Source organism: Chryseobacterium barbadense (assembly GCF_042849955.1).
Taxonomy (GTDB): Bacteria; Bacteroidota; Bacteroidia; order Flavobacteriales; family Weeksellaceae; genus Chryseobacterium.
Window position 1 is genome coordinate 108,805 of sequence record NZ_BAAFHL010000001.1, and the last position, 19,681, is coordinate 128,485.

Annotated in this window: 20 protein-coding genes and 2 tRNA genes; 13 read left to right on the forward strand and 9 right to left on the reverse strand. The window is 37.6% G+C overall.

Going from position 1 to position 19,681, the window contains the following annotated elements; genetic code table 11:
* The first annotated feature begins 11 nt into the window (after positions 1-11).
* Together ACGHIN_RS00570 and ACGHIN_RS00575 are read left to right on the forward strand one after the other, a co-directional pair.
* The gene (locus tag ACGHIN_RS00570) at positions 12-539 is read left to right on the forward strand and encodes a hypothetical protein (protein WP_390450070.1); all 528 of its coding nucleotides are present in this window, start codon (positions 12-14) and stop codon (positions 537-539) included.
* A gap of 203 nt (positions 540-742) precedes the next feature.
* Positions 743-1,825 (forward strand): serine hydrolase domain-containing protein, encoded by a 1,083-nt coding sequence (locus tag ACGHIN_RS00575; protein WP_390450071.1) that lies wholly within the window; start codon positions 743-745, stop codon positions 1,823-1,825.
* 28 nt (positions 1,826-1,853) lie between these two features.
* Here the strand turns inward: ACGHIN_RS00575 and ACGHIN_RS00580 are convergent, their stop codons facing one another.
* Both ACGHIN_RS00580 and ACGHIN_RS00585 read right to left on the reverse strand, forming a co-directional pair.
* On the reverse strand, positions 1,854-3,665 hold the full coding sequence (locus ACGHIN_RS00580) for a T9SS type A sorting domain-containing protein (protein WP_390450072.1): 1,812 nt from the start codon (positions 3,663-3,665) through the stop codon (positions 1,854-1,856).
* Between the two features lie 119 nt (positions 3,666-3,784).
* Positions 3,785-6,313, reverse strand: a complete 2,529-nt coding sequence (locus tag ACGHIN_RS00585) for an ATP-dependent Clp protease ATP-binding subunit (RefSeq protein ID WP_390450073.1) — start codon at positions 6,311-6,313, stop codon at positions 3,785-3,787.
* A gap of 152 nt (positions 6,314-6,465) precedes the next feature.
* Between ACGHIN_RS00585 and ACGHIN_RS00590 the strand changes: the two genes are divergently transcribed.
* Genes ACGHIN_RS00590 through ACGHIN_RS00610 form a run of 5 tightly spaced genes read left to right on the forward strand, consistent with a single transcriptional unit; the run spans position 6,466 to position 9,448 of the window.
* The gene (locus ACGHIN_RS00590) at positions 6,466-6,690 is read left to right on the forward strand and encodes a uroporphyrinogen decarboxylase (protein ID WP_390450074.1); all 225 of its coding nucleotides are present in this window, start codon (positions 6,466-6,468) and stop codon (positions 6,688-6,690) included.
* Positions 6,690-7,787: a glycosyltransferase family 4 protein gene (locus ACGHIN_RS00595; RefSeq protein ID WP_390450075.1), complete on the forward strand. Its 1,098-nt coding sequence runs from the start codon at positions 6,690-6,692 to the stop codon at positions 7,785-7,787. Before ACGHIN_RS00590 ends, ACGHIN_RS00595 begins: the two co-directional genes overlap by 1 nt.
* A gap of 44 nt (positions 7,788-7,831) precedes the next feature.
* Positions 7,832-8,251, forward strand: coding sequence for a SufE family protein (locus ACGHIN_RS00600; RefSeq protein ID WP_390450445.1), 420 nt, complete (start codon positions 7,832-7,834; stop codon positions 8,249-8,251).
* Positions 8,248-9,234: a glycosyltransferase family 9 protein gene (locus tag ACGHIN_RS00605; protein ID WP_390450076.1), complete on the forward strand. Its 987-nt coding sequence runs from the start codon at positions 8,248-8,250 to the stop codon at positions 9,232-9,234. Before ACGHIN_RS00600 ends, ACGHIN_RS00605 begins: the two co-directional genes overlap by 4 nt.
* A gap of 46 nt (positions 9,235-9,280) precedes the next feature.
* Positions 9,281-9,448 carry a hypothetical protein gene (locus ACGHIN_RS00610; RefSeq protein WP_390450077.1) on the forward strand — a complete coding sequence of 56 codons (168 nt, stop codon included), beginning with the start codon at positions 9,281-9,283 and terminating at the stop codon, positions 9,446-9,448.
* 242 nt (positions 9,449-9,690) lie between these two features.
* Here the strand turns inward: ACGHIN_RS00610 and ACGHIN_RS00615 are convergent.
* The 3 genes from ACGHIN_RS00615 to ACGHIN_RS00625 form a co-directional block, all read right to left on the reverse strand.
* Positions 9,691-9,765 (reverse strand) — tRNA-Val (locus ACGHIN_RS00615).
* Positions 9,766-9,798: 33 nt separating this feature from the next.
* Positions 9,799-9,873 (reverse strand) — tRNA-Val (locus ACGHIN_RS00620).
* Between the two features lie 42 nt (positions 9,874-9,915).
* Entirely contained in the window at positions 9,916-11,160 is a 1,245-nt protein-coding gene (locus ACGHIN_RS00625) for a bifunctional folylpolyglutamate synthase/dihydrofolate synthase (RefSeq protein WP_390450078.1), read from the reverse strand.
* Positions 11,161-11,260: 100 nt separating this feature from the next.
* Between ACGHIN_RS00625 and ACGHIN_RS00630 the strand changes: the two genes are divergently transcribed.
* Genes ACGHIN_RS00630 through ACGHIN_RS00650 form a run of 5 tightly spaced genes read left to right on the forward strand, consistent with a single transcriptional unit; the run spans position 11,261 to position 15,483 of the window.
* Positions 11,261-12,598 (forward strand): TolC family protein, encoded by a 1,338-nt coding sequence (locus ACGHIN_RS00630; RefSeq protein WP_390450079.1) that lies wholly within the window; start codon positions 11,261-11,263, stop codon positions 12,596-12,598.
* 1 nt (position 12,599) lies between these two features.
* Positions 12,600-13,190: a SprT-like domain-containing protein gene (locus ACGHIN_RS00635; protein ID WP_390450080.1), complete on the forward strand. Its 591-nt coding sequence runs from the start codon at positions 12,600-12,602 to the stop codon at positions 13,188-13,190.
* Positions 13,191-13,192: 2 nt separating this feature from the next.
* The gene (locus ACGHIN_RS00640; RefSeq protein WP_390450081.1) at positions 13,193-14,275 is read left to right on the forward strand and encodes a mannose-1-phosphate guanylyltransferase; all 1,083 of its coding nucleotides are present in this window, start codon (positions 13,193-13,195) and stop codon (positions 14,273-14,275) included.
* Between the two features lie 34 nt (positions 14,276-14,309).
* Complete coding sequence (locus ACGHIN_RS00645) at positions 14,310-14,981, forward strand: hypothetical protein (protein ID WP_390450082.1); 672 nt, start codon at positions 14,310-14,312, stop codon at positions 14,979-14,981.
* On the forward strand, positions 14,941-15,483 hold the full coding sequence (locus tag ACGHIN_RS00650) for a GNAT family N-acetyltransferase (protein WP_390450083.1): 543 nt from the start codon (positions 14,941-14,943) through the stop codon (positions 15,481-15,483). Before ACGHIN_RS00645 ends, ACGHIN_RS00650 begins: the two co-directional genes overlap by 41 nt.
* Before the next feature lie 153 nt (positions 15,484-15,636).
* Here ACGHIN_RS00650 and bcp read toward each other — a convergent pair whose 3' ends face one another.
* Complete coding sequence (bcp, locus tag ACGHIN_RS00655; protein WP_390450084.1) at positions 15,637-16,086, reverse strand: thioredoxin-dependent thiol peroxidase; 450 nt, start codon at positions 16,084-16,086, stop codon at positions 15,637-15,639.
* A gap of 32 nt (positions 16,087-16,118) precedes the next feature.
* On the opposite strand from bcp, the gene nth reads away from it, so the two are divergent.
* Positions 16,119-16,745, forward strand: a complete 627-nt coding sequence (nth, locus tag ACGHIN_RS00660) for an endonuclease III (protein WP_390450085.1) — start codon at positions 16,119-16,121, stop codon at positions 16,743-16,745.
* Positions 16,746-16,808: 63 nt separating this feature from the next.
* On the opposite strand, the gene ACGHIN_RS00665 is transcribed toward nth, so the two are convergent.
* The 3 genes from ACGHIN_RS00665 to ACGHIN_RS00675 are packed head-to-tail and all read right to left on the reverse strand — an operon-like array spanning position 16,809 to position 19,620.
* Positions 16,809-17,255 (reverse strand): DinB family protein, encoded by a 447-nt coding sequence (locus tag ACGHIN_RS00665; protein WP_390450086.1) that lies wholly within the window; start codon positions 17,253-17,255, stop codon positions 16,809-16,811.
* Positions 17,256-17,264: 9 nt separating this feature from the next.
* Positions 17,265-17,819: a hypothetical protein gene (locus ACGHIN_RS00670; RefSeq protein ID WP_390450087.1), complete on the reverse strand. Its 555-nt coding sequence runs from the start codon at positions 17,817-17,819 to the stop codon at positions 17,265-17,267.
* Between the two features lie 4 nt (positions 17,820-17,823).
* Positions 17,824-19,620: a DUF885 domain-containing protein gene (locus ACGHIN_RS00675; protein WP_390450088.1), complete on the reverse strand. Its 1,797-nt coding sequence runs from the start codon at positions 19,618-19,620 to the stop codon at positions 17,824-17,826.
* Between the last annotated feature and the right edge of the window lie 61 nt (positions 19,621-19,681).

Genomic DNA, 19,681 nt, shown 5'->3' on the forward strand with positions numbered 1-19,681 from the left:
ACAATATTAATATGAAAAAATTTATTTTCCCTTTGATGCTCACAATCTCCGGAGCAGTATTTTCACAGGTTTCCATAGGAACGACAGATCAAAACAACAATAAATGGACTTTCGGAGGAGGAATAGGATTGGGTTTTGGAAGCCAGAGCTCATTCTACTTACAGGCTTCACCAAGAGTAGGATACAGAATCACAGATGATCTGGAAGGCGGAGTAATGGGAAGTGTTTCCTGGCAGACTTCAGATTATTACAGATCAACGATGTTTGGAGTAGGCCCTTTTGCCAACTATTATTTTGCCAGGTCTTTTTATGTAGGAGCCAATCTTCAGCATTATTTCATCAACTTTAAAGATAAATACTACGACTATAAGGTCAACGACGAAGAAACCGCTTTATATCTCGGAGGTGGGTATATGCAGAGAATAGGGAACAATTCTTTTATGCAGATCGGAGTAATGTATAACGTGCTTTGGAAAGAAAATGAGAGTGTGTTTTCCAGTGGATTAGTTCCAAATATTGGATTTGTGGTGGGGCTTTAAAGCTTTATGCCTAAAAAAGACATTGAGCAGATTTATATAAAAATTACCTTTTGATAAAAAATGAATTAATACATTTATGATATACGATTGATAATTGTTTAATATAAATAAAAGAAAACCAAATGATAAATATTAAACCCAATTTCGTTTATATTGCTATATGCAGTGCCTTTTTCTTTTCTTGTACTTCAAAAAAGAATTTGGTGGCAACAGAAACAAATGCCTTTCCTGAAAAAACAGATTCACTTTATATACAAATCCAAAAAATCGGGTTGGAATATACTCAAAAAAGTAATATTCCCGGAGTGGCTGTTGCTGTGATTAAAAATGGAAAAATTGCATGGACGCAATGCATAGGATATGCTGATGTAGAAAATAAAAAACCGGTGACAACCGAGACAATTTTCAATGTTGGGTCTGTTTCAAAATTAGTAGCTGCATGGGGATTCATGCAGTTGACAGAAAAAGGACTGGTGAAATTAGATGATCCTGTTAATCAGTATTTAACCCGCTGGAAATTACCTCAATCTTCATTTGATAATTCAAAAGTTACACTTAGACGGATTCTAAGCCACACTGCAGGACTTTCCGTACATGGGTATGGCGGTTCGGAACAGGGAGCCAAACTCCTGTCTGTGGAAGAGTCTCTTTCCGGCAAAACAAAAAGGAATAGAGAAAGCGTGAGTGTTATTATGGAACCCGGAACAAAATGGAAATATTCGGGGGGCGGTTATACACTTGCACAATTACTGCTTGAAGAGAGAACTAAAGAAAACTTCAATGAGTATATGAAGAAAAATGTTTTTCATCCATTGGGATTAAATCACAGTAATTATGAATGGACAGAGGAAATGAAAGCAAATTCTGCCATTGCTTATGATACCTTAAGGAAGCCTATAAAAAATAGAATATTTACCGAGCAGGCAGCAGCAGGATTACAAACAACAATTTTAGATCTTGCCCATTTTGTTGAATTATCTATCACAGCAGATTCTAAACAATTGCATAATGTTTTAAAGCCGGAAACCATACGATTAATGCAACAACGTGTTCTGACCATTTCTAATGAAGGGGAAAACGGTCTCGGATACAGATTCTTTAATTTTGAAAATCTCCTGACGGTTGGACATACCGGTGAGAATGAAGGGTGGTGTGCTTCTGTGTTTTTACATATGCCTACTAAAAGTGGTTTAGTGATTCTTTGCAATGGTTCCAGCTGGAAATATGATGTAAGAAACCCTATTTATAGTGTTTGGGCAAAATCCGTCTTAAAAAAACAGAAATAAAAAGCGGCGAGTGAAACTCGCCGCTTTTTTATTTTTTTATGTTCAGTTTAAAGCTTTTTAGAACATTTTTATTGATTGTGCTTACAGATAGAATATAATTGCCATTAACAAGCTTATCGGTAAGATCAAATGCTTCTTCAGGCTTTTTTTCTATTTTCTTTGAATAAATAAGCCTTCCCGTTGTGTCTGTAATCGTGATTAAATGTGCATCTGTTTCCAGTATTTTGCCTTTTATGGTAAAGGAACCATTGTTTGGATTATTAAATAACTGGAGACTTTCCGAAAGATGAATATCGGAAACAGATAAGGAAACAGGGCTGAATTTAGCAATATAACCAATAGAGCCTTCGGCTGTTCCGGAGGGTAATATAATGTTTTGTTGATGAGCGTTGGCAGTCGCATAACCCGTAGGTGAAGAAGTTGTTCCATACAGATAAAAAGCATTGGAATTGGCAGAGAATTGACAGTTAATTACAGGCAGATAATTAGCATTAGTACTGCTTACAGAAATAGGCCCTCCATAATAAGAAGTAAATAGATGTGAGCCGGACGTATTGAACATAGAGAAAAAGATGTCCAGAATATTACTGCTGCTTGGTTTCACATCCTGAAAAGTACCATGAGTCGCAATATTCTGATTTCCGAAGGTACTTCCGGAAACGATAATCTTATCGTCTTTTACATCGATATTATGAGAGCTTTCCAGGATCATTTCAATGCCGGAAGTTCCTAAATAAGTTGTCCAGTCTCTCGCGCCAAGGTCATCAAATTTTGTAATAAATAGATCCCAACCTTCTGTAGTGCTTGCTTTAAATGCACCTTCCTCCCCGTAATAAGAACCTGGAGTTGTAGTGGTCCCCAAAATATAGATTCCTGTCGAAGTAACTTTTATATTTCTAATCGTTCCGTGGCTTAAATTGGTAGGGGAGCCATAATAAGTTCCCCAGATTCTCTCGCCGGAATTTCCGTTTATTTTAATGATAGAGTTAATGGCTTTAGCCTGCTGAAAAGTACCGGCTGTAGATAAGGCCGCTGTAGAGCTGTTAACATCATCACCTGCAGCAATGTACACATTGTTGCCAAACAGATCAATATCTGCAATAGTTTTGGTAGGAATATAAGTCGCCCATATTTTTTGACCCTGCGAATTAAGTTTTACCAGATAAGAATTGGAAGTCGGTGATCCGTTGGTTGAAGGAACCAGCGTAAATGCAGGTTCGTAAGTACCGGGATCTCCTAAATTCTGCCATTTTGTGGTTCCTGCGATGTATATATTGCCTGAGGCATCCGTTTTAATAAAGAATTTGGAATCTGAATTCTCGGGAACATAGGTCTTCCAGACTAAATTTCCAGCGGAATCATATTTTGAAAGGATGGAATCATCGGAAGTTATTTGAGTAGAATTCCATGTTCCATTGGGTAATGCAGGAAATTGTATAAGGTTGGATTCTATATCGTATCTATTTCCAGATACATCTCTAAAGGCAGGAAAACTCTTATTGGAATACGAATTTTTGTATGGAGTATATTCTGCCATCAATAAGCTTCCGGTCGCAGAAAAATTCCCGCCGAAATTATTTTCTGAAAATAATGTTCCGGGAGTGAAAAAATGGCTGCTGGAAAGCACAAACTGATTGTAATAGCTTTCAGGAACCTGCGCTGTAGAAGTAGGGTATGAAGAGACTGCATCTACAAAAAGGTCTGAAGAACTTTTTTCATAAATCGTCTTGATCCATGTCGTGTTACCTCCAAAATAAGTTCCCCAACTTCTTTCATAGTTAAAAGATTGAGAAAATAAAAAAGGTGAAAATAAGATAAAAAGTAAATTTTTTGATTTCATATTTTATCAATACGTGGTGATTATTGTGGTAAAGATAAAAAAAATAAAATATGATTGTGTTTTAAGCAAAAAAAGCATCGGATTCCCGATGCTTTTTTATATTGATATTTTAAATTATTTTACTGTTGAGACTTTTCAGCCTTCTTCGGTTTCTGTGTTTTCCCGATCAAAGCATCTTTCGGTTCATTAAGATCCAAGACTACCGTTTCTCCTTCAGATAATTGCTTGTTTACCAGCATTTCGGCTAATAAATCTTCAATATACTTCTGGATCGCTCGTTTCAATGGTCTTGCTCCGAAATCTTTATCCCAACCTTTTTCGGAAATAAAGTCTTTCGCTTCTTCAGTTAATTCAACTTTATATCCTAATTTTTCAAGTCTGTTGTAAAGCTTATTCAGCTCAAGATCAATGATTTTCTTGATGTCTGTCTGCTCAAGAGAGTTGAAGATAATAATATCATCAATTCTGTTTAAGAACTCAGGAGCAAATGCTTTTTTAAGGGCATTTTCAATGGTACTTCTTGCTCTAGTATCTGAACTTGACTTCTTCGCTGAGGTACCGAAACCTACACCATCTCCGAAATCTTTAAGATCTCTTGTTCCGATATTGGAGGTCAGGATGATAATTGTATTTCTGAAATCGATTTTTCTGCCTAAACTATCGGTAACATGGCCTTCATCCAGGATCTGTAGCAAGATATTGAATACATCCGGGTGAGCTTTTTCAATCTCATCCAAAAGAACTACAGCATAAGGTTTTCTTCTTACCGCTTCAGTCAATTGTCCCCCTTCTTCGTATCCTACGTACCCCGGAGGCGCACCCACCAATCTTGAAACCGCAAATTTCTCCATGTATTCACTCATGTCAATTCTGATCAAAGCTTCATCAGAATCGAAGAGCTCTCTTGCCATTACTTTCGCAAGCTCTGTTTTACCAACTCCGGTTGTTCCTAAGAAGATAAACGTACCGATTGGACGGTTTGGATCTTTAAGGCCGGCTCTGTTTCTTTGGATAGCCTTAACCACTTTCTTCACAGCATCTTCCTGCCCGATCACTTTTCCGTTCAGCTTATCGTCCATCTGAGCTAATTTATCCAGCTCATTTTTACCAACTTTAGTTACAGGAACACCACTCATCATGGAAACCACCTCCGCTACATTCTCTTCCGTTACGGTTTCTTTTTTCTCTTTTACATTTTTATCCCACTGTTCCTGAGCAGCATTAAGCTCCATCTGAAGGCGTTCTTCCTCATCTTTCAGCTTTCTTGCTTCAAGATAATCCTGCGCTTTTACAGCTTTTTGTTTCAGTTCCTTGATGTCTTCGATTTTCTTTTCGAATTCAATGATCTCCGTAGGAACTTTCATGTTTTTAATATAAACACGGGAACCTGCTTCATCCATCGCATCGATGGCCTTATCCGGTAAGAAACGGTCTGTAATATATCTTGATGTCAAATTGACACACGCTGCAATGGCTTCAGGAGTATAAATTACATTGTGGTGCTCTTCATACTTATCCTTGATCTGATTCAGAATCTGGATGGTTTCATCAATAGAAGTCGGTTCCACCATTACTTTCTGGAATCTCCTTTCCAAAGCTCCGTCTTTTTCAATGTATTGACGGTACTCATCCAGAGTCGTTGCTCCGATGCATTGAATTTCACCTCTTGCCAAAGCTGGTTTGAACATATTGGAGGCATCTAAGCTTCCTGTAGAACTTCCCGCCCCTACAATTGTGTGAAGCTCATCAATGAATAAGATCACATCCCTGTTTTTCTCCAGCTCAGTCATGATCGCCTTCATTCTTTCCTCAAACTGACCACGGTATTTGGTTCCGGCTACTAAACTCGCCAGATCCAGTGTGATCACTCTTTTACCGTAAAGCACTCTTGAAACCTTTTTCTGCTGAATTCTTAAAGCCAGACCTTCGGCGATCGCAGATTTACCAACTCCCGGCTCTCCGATAAGAAGAGGATTGTTTTTCTTTCTACGCGATAAGATCTGGGAAACTCTTTCGATTTCCTTTTCACGTCCGATCACAGGATCCAATTTCCCGTCTCTTGCCAAAGAAGTAAGGTCTCTACCAAAATTATCCAATGTAGGCGTTTTGCTTTTTGCAGAACCTAAATTTCCTGTCGGCTTTCTCATCTGCTCAAATTCCTCTCTTTCTTCATCGTCATCATACGCACTCATTTGTGGTGCTTGTCCGGAATTTTTAAGCATCGTCTGATATTCTCTTGAAACTCCCTCATAGTCAATATCATAAGCTCCCAGAATATTCGAAGTAGGATCTTCATATTTATAAAGAATACCTAAAAGCAGGTGAACGGTATTAATTTCATTGCTTTTATATTGTCGGCATTCTAACTCTGCACGTTTAACGGCGTGATCCGCCATCTTAGTGAAAGAAATATTGGTAACCTCTTCAGAAATAGGATTTAGACTTGCTGTATTTAAAGTTTCAATTTTTCTTCTGATTTGTGTTAAATCCGCATTAAGGTTTTGAAGGATTTCTTTTGCAGAGTTTTCCGTTTTTATAATACCTAAAAGAAGGTGTTCTGTATTAAGAAATTCACTTTTCAGCCTTTTCGCTTCATTCTTGCTCTGTTTGAACACTTGGCTCAAACCTTGTGAAAACTTATAATCCATAATATATCTCAATTAGAATAAAGATAAAATCATCTCTATTCATTATCTAAATTACAAATATTTTACCAAAAATCAATTAATGACTTTATGTCATAAAAAATTTTATTATCTTATTGAAAATGACTAAGTTTGTTTCCCTTTAAAAAAATTGCATGAGCCCCGAAATTGCTACATATATAGGATATGCCGCTTCTTTTTTTATTGTTCTGAGTTTTGCCTTAAAAAATTTAAGAAAAATCCGGATCGTGAATATGATTGGCTGTATCTGTTTTGTTATTTATGGCATTTTCAGTGGAATGCTTTGGCCGGTGATCATTCCCAATGCTTTACTTTGCTTCGTACAGGTGTATCATTTGATGGCAGGAAAGAAAAAGTGATGAAACGGAAAAAAATCATTACCTCCGCTTTCAGCAACCTGTATACTGATCAGCGGATTGAGAAGGCCTGTAAGACATTGTATGAAAACGGGTATGAGATTGAATTGATAGGAAATAACTGGAGTGGAGCAGAAAAAATGGAACGTCCTTATCCTTTTTCCAGAATTACATTACTCTCCAAAAGTCTAAAAACTGCTTATTTTGAATTCAATTGGAAACTATATCATGAATTGAAAAGAAAAGCAGATCAGGATACAATTCTCCATGCCAATGATGTAGATGTATTGCTGCCCAACTATCTTATTTCCAAAAAGCTAAACATTCCGTTGGTTTTTGACAGTCATGAAATATTTTCCGAAATGCCTGCCATTCAGGGCAAAATGTCACAAAAAATATGGCGGTATCTTGAAAAAAAAGTAATTCCTAGGTTAAAATTCATGATAACGGCAAGCGGAAGCTACGCCCAATGGTTTCAAAAAAAATATGGAATACAACCTGTTGTTGTACAAAATGCACCTCGAAAAACAGATTTCCTTATAGAAATTCCGGAGAATATTCCCAAAGTAGTTTTATATCAGGGAGCAATCAATCCTTTTCGCGGAATTGATAAGGCTATTCTGGCTATGCATTATCTTAATAATGCTGTTTTAAAGATTGCAGGAGATGGTCCGAAGAAGAAAGAATATGAAAATTTGGTATTGGAGGAAGGCCTTCAAAACAAAGTACAATTCTTAGGAAAATTAAAGCCTGAAGATTTAAGAAAAATAACGATCATCGCAGATGTAGGATTAAGTCTTGAAGAAAATGGAGGTGAAAGTTATTTATATTCTCTACCTAATAAAGTTCTGGATTATATTCAGGCGAGAGTTCCGTTGGTTTTAGCCCCTCTTCCCGAAATGCAGAACATTAAGAATCAATTTGATATTGGGGAAGTGATAGAGGATCATCAGCCGGAAAATATTGCTGAAGCCATCCGTTTCGTATTATACAGAAGCAGAAAGAATTATCAAGACGAATTGGAGAAAGCAGCAGAAGTGTATTGTTGGGAAAATGAAGAGGCAAAACTATTGGATGTTTTTGAAAAAGCATCATCATAATATTCTTTACAAATTGGTTATCTTTGCATAAAGAAATTGTTAACATGACCATTAAGGAGAAACAGCAGGAAATTATCGACGAATTTGCCTTTCTTGAAGACTGGGAGCAGAAGTATGAATATATTATCGATCTTGGAAAAGAGTTGAAAGGGCTTCCTGAAGATAAAAAAACAGAAGAAAACCTGATCAAAGGCTGCCAAAGTAAAGTTTGGATCGACGCTGAGTTCAAAGATGGTAAATTGTTTTTCAATGCAGATTCTGACGGGATTCTGCCGAAAGGAATCGTTTCTTTACTGGTAAGTATTTACAGTGGACATACTACACAGGAAATTTTAGATTCGGATTTTGATTTTATTTCAGAGATCGGGTTACAGGAATTTCTTTCCCCATCCAGAGCCAATGGTTTAATGGCTATGACCAAACAGATCAAATTTTACGCAGTCGCCTATCAACTTAAGTCGTGACCAGGATATTAGCATATCGCTTTTCAGCTTTTGGTGATGTTGCGATGACAGCACCGGTTTTCCGGGAATTCCTGGAACAAAATCCGGAGGTGGAAATCGTCATGGTTTCAAGGAAAAATTTTGAAAGCCTATTCTCTGATATTCCGAACGTTATATTCAAAGGCGTAAACCTGGATGATTATAAAGGTTTCTTTGGATTGAACAGACTTGCCAATGAGCTTTTAAACGAATTCCACCCGGATATGATTGCCAATCTGCATGATGTAATCCGGACAAAGATTTTAGATAAAATTTGCAGAAGAAAGGGACTAAAGGTTTATAAAATAGATAAAGGCAAGGAGGAAAAAGAAAGATTAACGGATATCTGGAACTTGGATAAAGTACAGTTGAAGACAACAGTGGAACGTTATGCAGATGTTTTTCGTGAAATGGGGTTTGAAGTGAAACTTTCTCATCAGTTAAAACCAGGCTCAAAACAAAAATCAGGAATAGGTTTCGCACCCTTTGCCCAGCATAAGGGTAAAATGCTTCCTTTGGAAAAATCTTACGAATTAGCCCGTATTTTAGCACAAAAACAGACATTATACTTTTTCGGTGGCGGAAAAAAGGAAACCGAGACCTTAGAACAATGGGAAAAAGAAATTCCCAATACCAAGAGTCTGGCAGGTAAATTAAGCCTCACAGAAGAACTCGAGAAAATCTCAGAGCTGGAACTAATGATCTCTATGGATTCTGCGAATATGCATTTGGCGAGTCTTATGGGAACAAAATGTGTCTCTATCTGGGGATCCACTCATCCTTATGCGGGTTTTCTGGGGTTCGGACAAAGTGAGGATAATGTGGTACAGGTAAAAGATCTAAGTTGCAGGCCGTGTTCAGTATTTGGTGATAAAGAATGTTATAGAGGAGATTGGGCATGTCTTGAAGAGCTTAATATTCAGAAGGTTATAGATAAGGTTAACCTGCATGAAAAAGAGAGTTAAATTTAAATTGGCATAATATTTTAATAAGCATATTAAAAATACGATTATGAAATTAATGAAAAAAATAGGAGCAATAGCTCTGATTGGATTGTTTGTAGCCTCTTGTGCTCCTTTGAAACCTAACGGAAATCATGGGCTTCCTCCGGGACAGGTAAAAAAAGTAACGGGAGCCAAATCGGCAAAACATTATGCACCCGGACAATATAAGAAATAGCAATTCACGCTAATATATTAGAACCACGACAATTTGTTGTGGTTTTTCTTTTATGATCACAGTCATAATTTCAATAATGAAAAGTTTATTATTTTTAAAGTGAAATCAATCCATTCTATTTTCATCTTTAACAACGACGATCTTTCTAAACTTCTCTTTAAAAAAGGGAAGTTTTTTATTGAATATACATGTAGAAAATATATGAATAAAAAAAACCACAACAGAATGTTGCGGTTTTTCTGTGGGTCCTGAGGGATTCGAACCCCCGACCCTCTGGGTGTAAACCAGATGCTCTGAACCAACTGAGCTAAGAACCCGAATTTTTTTGAAAGGTTTCGTTTCCTTTTCTGTGGGTCCTGAGGGATTCGAACCCCCGACCCTCTGGGTGTAAACCAGATGCTCTGAACCAACTGAGCTAAGAACCCTCTATACTTGTTTTCTCGTTTAGAGTGGTGCAAATATACGACTTATCTGGAAATCTCCAAATTTTTTTCTAAAAATTCTCCGACAACAAAGTTGCTGCCGCCGATGAAAATCATTTCATCCGTTGTACATAGTTGTTTTGCAGAAAGATAAGCATCCTGTACGGAATCCGAAATTGTATAATTTATTTTTGCTTTTTGCAGGAGATCTTCATATTCTTTTGGGTCTCTTCCTCTGTTGATGGCTGGTTTGGCAAAATAAAAATCGGAATTTTCAGGCAATAAGCTCATGACTTCATCTATTTTTTTGTCATTCACAAACCCTAAGATGACATGTTTATGCTTGTTGATGGAATTCAGCTGGGCAAAAACCTGTTCCAGCCCCGCCTGATTGTGTGCGGTGTCACAAATCGTCAATGGATCATTTGAAAACTCAAACCACCGTCCGATGAAATGGGTGTTGTTGTGAACATGTAATAAGCCTTTTTCCAGATCATGATCTGAAATTGTGATGTCAAGCTTTCTTAATTCATCAACCAAAGCAACAGCTACGCGGATATTTTTTTCCTGGTAATTTCCTTTTAGATCTGATCGTAAGTCTGTTTTCAATAAACTTGCATCAATAAACGGGGCATTTTCCTGATCTGCTTTTTCTTTGATGATATTTTTAACAGCTTCACTCTCATCTCCGGAAATGATAGGAGTATTGTTTTTAATGATTCCTGCTTTTTCTCCCGCAATTTCTTCAATGGTATTTCCTAAAATGTTCTGATGATCCAGCTGAACATTCGTAATGGCGGAAACCAAAGGCTTAATGATATTGGTGGAATCAAGTCTTCCCCCTAAACCGACTTCAATAATGGCAAAATCAACCTGTTGCTGGTAAAAATATTCAAAAGCCATAATGGTGGTGAATTCAAAGAAGGAAGGACGGATGTCTGCCGGAAGATTTTTAAGTTTCTGGATAAAATTAAAAACGAATTCCTTATCGCAGTTGCTGCCGTTTACTTTGATACGTTCCGTAAAATCAATAAGATGAGGCGAGTTATATAAACCAACTTTATAACCCGATTCCTGGAGCACCGAAGCCAGCATATTGCTGGTAGATCCTTTTCCGTTGGTTCCTCCGATATGGATACATTGTATCTTTTCCTGCGGATTGCCAAAGAAATTACACAGCCTGGTGATATTATCCAACCCCGGCTTATATGCTTTTTGCCCATCGATCTGGTAATTGGGGGCCTGCACAAAAAGCCATTCTACGGCTTGTTGATATTGTTCATTAGTCATGCTGCAAAATTCTCAAAAGTTTTTTAAATAAAATATTAATTTTTTAGAACTGTAACTTTTTTATATTTGGTTCGTCTAATATCACTAAAGATTAATTAATATGAAAAAAGTTTGGATCATCGTTTTTGGATTAGCTTGTTTGGGTGTCAACGCCCAGAAAAAATGGTCCTTAAGAGAATGTGTGGATTATGCTGTAAAACATAATCTTCAGGTTATCCAAAATGAATATTCAAAACAGGTGCAGGATACGAATCTTAAAATGGCAAGAAAAGAATATCTGCCTTCCGTATCCGGAAACATGAGCAATAATGTGAGTTTCGGGCAAACATCCTTCGGAACGGGAAGTTTGAGGAACGACAGATTCAGCAATAGTGCTAATCTGGGAGCAGATATTTTACTGTATAATAATGGAAGATTAGAGAAAAACATCAGAAAAGTTCAGTATGATGTGGAAGCGAGCCAGTATGATGTGGAAACGATTAAAAACGACATTTCCCTACAGATTGCCCAACAATATTTAACGACACTTTTAAATAAAGAAATTGTAAAAATTTCTCAGAGTGCAGTAGAAAATGCACAAAAACAATATGACAGAGCCAAAATAACTACTAAAGTAGGAACTACCGCACAAACCGTTCTTGCAGAAGCAGAAGCAGGATTGGCAAGGGAAAAACAAAACCTTAAAACCGCTGAAATCAATGTAGGAAGGAGTTTGTTTGCTTTGGCTCAGCTTTTACAGTTGCAGGATTATAAAGGCTTTGATGTAGAAGACGTGAACGTTCCGGATCAGTTGGAAGCCCAATTAAAATCCGTTGATGAGGTTTTAAATACAGCTTACGAAACACAACCACAGGTTAAAGCGGCAGAAAGCAGAATCAGAGCGGCGGAAGCACAGACAGAAGTGTCAAAAACAGCATTTTGGCCTACCATAACGGCAAGTGCAGGAATTGGAAGCTTCTATAACAACTTATTAAATAAAAGTTACGATCAGTTCGGTAACCTGGTGAATGATCCGTCTTTCTTCCAGCAGTATAAAGATAATTTCGGACAGCAGGTAGGAGTATCCATCAATGTTCCTATTTTCAATAAAGGAATTACCAAATTGCAGGTAGAGCAATCAAAAATCAATGAAAATATTGCTAAAAACACGCTGGAACAGCAGAAGCAGACGGTAAGGCAAAATGTTCAGAAAGCCCAGTTTGATGTGGATGCGAATTATGAAACCTATTTGTCAGCAGTAGAAACAGCGAAGAGTACGAAATTAGCGCTGGACTTTGCTGATAAAAGCTATGCTGCGGGAAGATCTACGATCTATGACGTGAATGTGGCAAGAAACAATTATGCAAATGCACAAGGTTCTGTGGCACAGGCGAAATTTAATTATCTTTTCAGTCTTAAATTGTTGAATTTCTATGCAGGAATTCCATTAAGTTTGTAAAATGTCTATCCAAGCCTTAGAAAAATATTTACCCCTACATACGCTTCAATATTTAAAAATCTGGTTTTCAGATTACTATATTCATATAAAAATTACAAGGAACAGGGATTCCAAACTGGGAGATTACAGAAAACTTCCGGATAATTCCCATGAAATAACTATTAATTCCACACTGGCTCCACAGCTTTTCTTCTTTGTGCTGACTCATGAGCTGGCTCATCTTATTGCGTTCGAGAAGTACGGAAGAAAGATTTCTCCTCACGGGCAGGAATGGAAGGAAACTTTCAGGCAGATGCTTTTGCAGAGTATTGAAGTCTATGAAGACGATTTGAAGCCCATTATTGTGAAATTTTCAAAATCTCCAAAGGCCAATTTCATGTCGAGCCCGGAACTTGTGAAATATTTTCATATTGAGAAACAGGATGATAAGCTTCAGTTTATTCAGGAATTAGAAAAAGGAGAATATTTTATATACCGCAGAGAAAAGTATTTATTAGAAGGTCTGATTAAAAAGAACTATCTTTGTAAGAACCTGGCTACTGGAAGAAAATATTCTTTCAAACCTTTGGCAAGGGTAGAAAAATGCACTTAAGTATGTCAAAATCAGATAAATACTGTGTTATTATGGCAGGGGGAATCGGAAGCAGGTTCTGGCCGCTGAGTACACAGAAATTTCCAAAGCAATTTCAGGATATTTTAGGAGTTGGGCGTACCATGATTCAGCAGACTTACGACAGAATCAGCAAGATCATTCCTAACGAAAATATATTCGTTATTACCAATAAAGAATATGTAGGCCTTTCTCATCAGCAATTGCCGGAAATTCCGGAGCAGAATATTGTGGGAGAGCCCATGATCAAAAATACGGCTGCCTGTAATCTGTACATGGCGAATAAAATTGCAGAGATCAATCCTGATGCTACGATGATCGTTTTGCCGGCGGATCATCTGATCCTTAAAGAAGATGTTTTCCTGGAAAAAATGGAGCTGGCTTTTGATCTGGCTTCTAAGAACGAATATCTTGTGACTCTGGGAATCACTCCTACGAGGCCGGATACGGGATATGGATATATCCAGTTTGTAGAAAAGAAAGGATCAGAATATTTTAAAGTAAAGACCTTTACGGAAAAACCCATTTTAGAAATTGCCCAAAGCTTCCTGGAAAGTGGAGATTTCCTTTGGAATGCGGGAATATTTATATGGAACGTGAAAGCCATTCATCATGCTTTTGAAGCTTTCCTTCCTGAAATGACGCAGCATTTTATGGCCTGCGAATACAATTCTGAAAATGAAAACAGCTGCATTGAAACCATTTATCCGAAAGTACAGAAGATTTCCATTGATAACGGGATTCTGGAAAAAGCGAAGAATGTATATGTGATTCCTTCGGATCTGGGATGGAGCGACTTGGGAACATGGACGTCGGTGTATGAAAATACTGAAAAAGACGAGAATAGAAATGCCGTAAAACAAAAGCATATTTTAACGTATAATACGAAAGGCAACATCATTCATGTCAAAAACAACAATAAAGCAGTTGTTATAGACGGCCTGAAAGATTATATTGTTGTAGACACGGAAAAAGTATTGCTGATCTGTCCGAGAGATCATGATCAGCTGATCAAAGACTATGTTCTGGACCTGAAAAACTTCAAAAAAGGAGAAAAGTTCATGTAAAACGATTGGCATACTTTCTGCCGGGATTTGAGCTATGAAAAAGATAACATCCAAAATCATATTATTTGCCTTTTTGCTTTCAGGAATATGGATGTATTCTCAAAGCAAGAAAAAATTTACCAGCATTCCGGGGATTCTGCAAAGGATGATTCCTAATAACAGGGTAGATTTTTGGGTGTTGGTGCATAACAGCTATGGAAAAGACCAGGAAATCAAAATTTCAGGAACGAAGAAATCTTATACTCCGCAATTTTCCGGCTTTGATATTTTCCCTGAAGAAGACAGCTTCTATTATATTGCCTATTCATCGGCAGGAAAGATGGATTATGTAACCGATTTAACCACTCTTAAAAGCTTTATAGGAAGTATTGATAATGCGGAAGAAGCAGCCATTGCAGCAACGATAGAAGGCTATATGGTGGATGAAGAGTTTGAAGATGTAGCAGGAAATTATTATGAAGACCAATCCAATTATTACCTGGATCTGGGAAAGCTGACTTCAACAGAATGCCCCTATCAGAAAAACCATTATACTTTAACGGTAAGTAAAGCTACCGGAACAATTACCAATGTAAAAGATAATGGGACCTATATTGAGCTTTACAATAAAAAATGTAAAAATAACCCACGGCTTTTAAAGCTTGAAAAAAAAGAAGAACCTAAAGATGAGCCTAAAAAATCAACCGGATCAACCAAACGAAAATAGCTTTTACGAAACAGAAAGACTGCTTATCCGCCCCATGACTGTAGAGGATTCAGCTTTTATATTCGAGCTTTACAACAGCCCGAAGTTCATTAAATATATCGGGGATCGCAATATTAAAACCATTTTTGATGCTGAGAACTATATCAGAAACAAATTCCTTCCGCAGTTTGAAAAGCTGGGCTATGGAAATTATATCATGATCACCAAAGAAGGGAATGAAAAGATTGGCGGGGTAGGAATCTTCGAAAGAGAAGGTCTTGATGTGGTAGACATAGGCTTCTCCATGCTGGAAGGTTTTGAAGGGAAAGGATATGCGTACGAAGGGGCTGTAAAGGTCAAATCTATCGGAATGGATGATTATGGTTTGAAGAAAATTTCAGCGATCACCTCAAAAGACAACTTTTCTTCCCAAAAATTAATTGAAAGGTTAGGATTAAAATTTCAAAAATATGTCACACTTCCTGGTGAAACGGAAGAACTGTTGTACTACGAAACAGAATAAAGTATTTGTTGTCTGTCATTCTGAGCAAAGCGAAGAATCTCATTTTCAATCAATAAGGTTGATTTAGGAAGCGATCTCTTATTCGACAAATGTTTGCCTCCACTGCTAACTTAAAATAATACAACAGTTACATCAGAGCTTTGCGTTAAAAAGCTATCCTTCCAGAATCTGCTCAGCAGCAGTTTTAGACGTTACTTTCTCAATCACTCTCGTACAGATCCCGTTTTCATCAAAAATAAAAGTCGTTCTCACAATTCCCATATACGTTTTTCCGAAAGTGGTTTTCTGTTGCCAAACCCCGAATTTTTCTACCAAATCACGGTTTTCATCAGCAATCAGATCATAAGGGAACGCAAACTTATTGTGGAAGTTTTTCTGCTTCTTTACGGAATCGGCGCTTACGCCTAATAGTTGAAATCCCGCCTTTTTCAGCTTCGAATAATTGTCGCTGAGGTTACAGGCTTCCACCGTACAGGTCGGAGTATTTGCTTGAGGATAAAAGAATACAATCAGTTTCTTTCCGACTAGTTTAGATGATTTTATGACTTTTCCATCTTGATTGATTCCTTCAAATTCCGGTAATTGGTCTCCAACTTGTAGCATAATGTTTAAATTTGTTCAAATTTAAGGGTTACATGACAAAAAAGCAAAGAGCAGAGCTTATCCAAGCCGAATTAGAAAAACTATATCCCGAAGTTCCTATTCCTCTGGATCATGTGGATGCATATACGTTAATGGTTGCCGTAGCGCTTTCCGCACAAACGACCGATAAAAAAGTGAATCAGGTAACGCCGAAGCTTTTCGAAGTGGCCGGAACCCCTGAAAAAATGGCCCAATTGGAAGTAGAGGAGATCCGGGAACTGATCAAAGAGATCGGGCTTTCCAATACAAAGGCTAAAAACCTGAAAAGAATGGCTGAGCTCCTGCTGGAAAGACATAATGGAGTGGTTCCGCAAACCTATGAAGAATTAGAAGCTTTGCCGGGAGTGGGTCACAAGACCGCTTCTGTAGTGATGAGTCAGGGTTTTGGTTATCCCGCCTTTCCGGTGGATACCCATATTCATAGACTGATGACGCAATGGCAGCTTACTTCAGGAAAAAATGTAGTGGAAACAGAAAAAGACGCCAAAAAGATTTTCCCTGAAAGCGTATGGAACAAGCTTCACCTTCAAATCATTTTCTATGGAAGAGAATATTCTCCGGCACGAGGAAAAGGAGATAAGGATTTTATTACGAAAATGATGTTCGAGAAAAGTAAATAGCAAAAAATTCCCCTTCCTTGGAGGGGTGGCAAATCAAAGATTTGACGGGGTGGTTAAAAAATGTTAAACATCCAATAATCTTCTGTGGTAATTAATCTGTCCCAAATGATAATCCAGATGAGAAAGCAGGTGGATTAAGAAATATTCTGTGGTCATGGCATTTTCAAAGACAACAAGTGGATATTCTTTCTTCAGATCGTCTTCATGAAGCTGACCGAGCGTTTTAACCACGACGGCTAAAGTTCTTTCCACTTGGTCAATCAATTCTGCTCTTGGAACATTTTTTAAAGAGAATTCGAGATCCCTGTTTCTAATATATCCTGATTTCCCAAGTATGGCACCTATAAAATGGTTTAAGTTTCCCACCAGGTGAAGGCACAGGTTTCCGCCGGAATTGAAAATGTCTTTATCCACTTTCCATATAGTTCCTTCATTTTTATAAGATCCTATTTCTGTTTTTAATTTATTGAGATCTCTTGTATACAGAGACTTCAGGCTTTCTGTAATCATTGTTTAAATCTATTCAATTAAAGTTTTAAAATATCCTCTAAACCGCTTTGCCACACAAGTATCAATATTGGCACTGTAGTCTACAAAACCGTAAATACTGTCATTCTTTTTAAATATTCTTTTATTGAGAATGACTTGTTGGTAAAAAGGTTCTGATTCTATGAATTTCACTTTATTCCTTAATGTTTTCGGATCGATGTCTTTTATTAAAAACCGGTCATCAAAGACCTGGATCAAAATACCATTGCCGAAATACCCGTTATTGTTATTCAGCCAAATACTGATAGTGTCGTTCTTATAGACGGCTTTGCATTTATAATTATCAAATTCGACGGTTCTCACACGGATGCCGTCATGAAAACTTGCCGTTTGGATAATATAAGCGGTTCTGCTTTTGTGGCCTACTTTTTCACTATTAAACAAAACCAATTCCGGGTATTTTGAAAGAAGTTGGATCGTATCATTATCAACTATTTTTTCATCGACAATAACCTTTTCAAACTTCTTTTTTTCTGTTTCGCAGCATACAAACAATAAAAGAATAAGAAGGAGGCAGGATCTCATTATCCTACTTCTGTTTCTTCGCCCAAAGCTCCATCTTTCTATTCAGAACGTCCAAAGGAAGACAACCCTGGCTTAATACTTCATCATGGAAACTTGCCAAGTTGAATTTATTGCCTAATTGCTTCTGATACTGGTCTCTCAATTCACGAATTCTCAAGGAACCGATTTTATACCCTAGAGCCTGACCCGGCATGGCCATATATCTTTCCACTTCTGCGGTGGCACTCGCTTCATCATAAGAAATATTGCTTAGGAAATATTTGATCGCTTCCTCTCTGGTCATTTTTCCGGTATGTAATCCTGTATCAACAACCAGTCTTACCGCTCTTAACATTTGGTCGCTTAAATAGCCCATTTTCTGATAAGGATCTGTATATAAACCGAATTCCGGGCCTAATGTTTCACAATAATGTGCCCATCCTTCTCCATACGCCCCGAACCATCCGAATCTCATGAATTTAGGAAGCTTAGTATTTTCCTGTTGTAAAGAAACCTGATAATGGTGTCCCGGAATAGCTTCATGAAGGAAAAGAGACTCCATTCCTGAAGTGACATTAAATTTGGAAGGATCAGGAAGGGGAACATAGAAAATACCCGGTCTTTTTCCGTCCGGAGTCCCCTGGATATATTCTGCGCTCGCACTTGCTTCCCTGAATTTTTCCGTCTGTCTGATCTCAAACTTGGTTTTTGGGGTTACACTGAACATTGTTTTCAGCTTCGGAGTAATTTTAGCCAGAATTCCATTAAAGCTATCTAACACCTCTTTGGAAGTCTTGTATGGCATCGCCTTAGGATCTGTTTTCACAAAATTGATAAATTCTTCCAGTGTTCCTGTGAAACCAACCTGCTGTTTTACCTTTTCCATTTCGGAACGAAGCATGGCCACCTGCTGAAGCCCGATCTTGTTGATCTCTTCCGGGGATTTATCGGTGGTAGTCCAGCTTTTCACATAATATTTATAAATGTCGTTTCCTTTAGGCAAGCTGTTGTAACCATCTGTTTCTCTGGCCTTAGGCAGGTATTCTGTCTGAAGGAAATTCCCCATTTTCGTATACGCGGGAATGATCTTTTTAGATATAGCTTCCTTGTAAAGCGTGGTGTATTTATCTTTTTGGTCTGGGGTAAAATCTTTCGGAAAACTTTTAATAGGACCATAGAAAATATTCTTTTCAAAATCAGGCGTTGTGATCTCTTCCGATTTCATTTGAGGAATCATTTTAATTACCAGTTTTTTAGGAAGAACCACTTTATTGTTGATCCCTTCACGGAAATTTTCGATAGCGGCATCCATCCATTCCGGGAATTTTTCCATTCTTTTCAGCCAGTCATCATAATCTTTTGCTGTTTTGAATGGCTGACTTCCCTGTCCGCTTCCATATAAAGGAAATGTAAGCGGAAGTCCGCCAAATTGGGTGAAAGGAATATATTCCGGATGATATGCGTAAGCTTCAATTTTATCTTTCAACGTATAATCCAGAACATCATATACCACTTTGTCTTCATCCGATAAGCTTTTGTAATCCACCTGATCCAGTTGCTTCTGAACAGAATTATAAAAAGCGATTTCCCCTGAAATAAAATCCTTATCAATGTTGATCGGTAATTGGTCATTGTATCTTGTATCTCCCTGTGATGTAGCATCTAAAGGATATAATTTAAGATACTGCTCGTAGTAGTTGGACGCAATGGAATCCAGATTGGTCGGCGTCACCTTCGTTAAAGGTGAATCGGTTTTTTTACAAGAAACTAAACTTATGGCGAGACCAATGCCGAGGATACTTTTAGATAAAATATTTTTCATTTTTTCGGGATCTTTATGATAACAAAAGTAAGTAATATTCAAATACGGGAAGAGTTGTCAT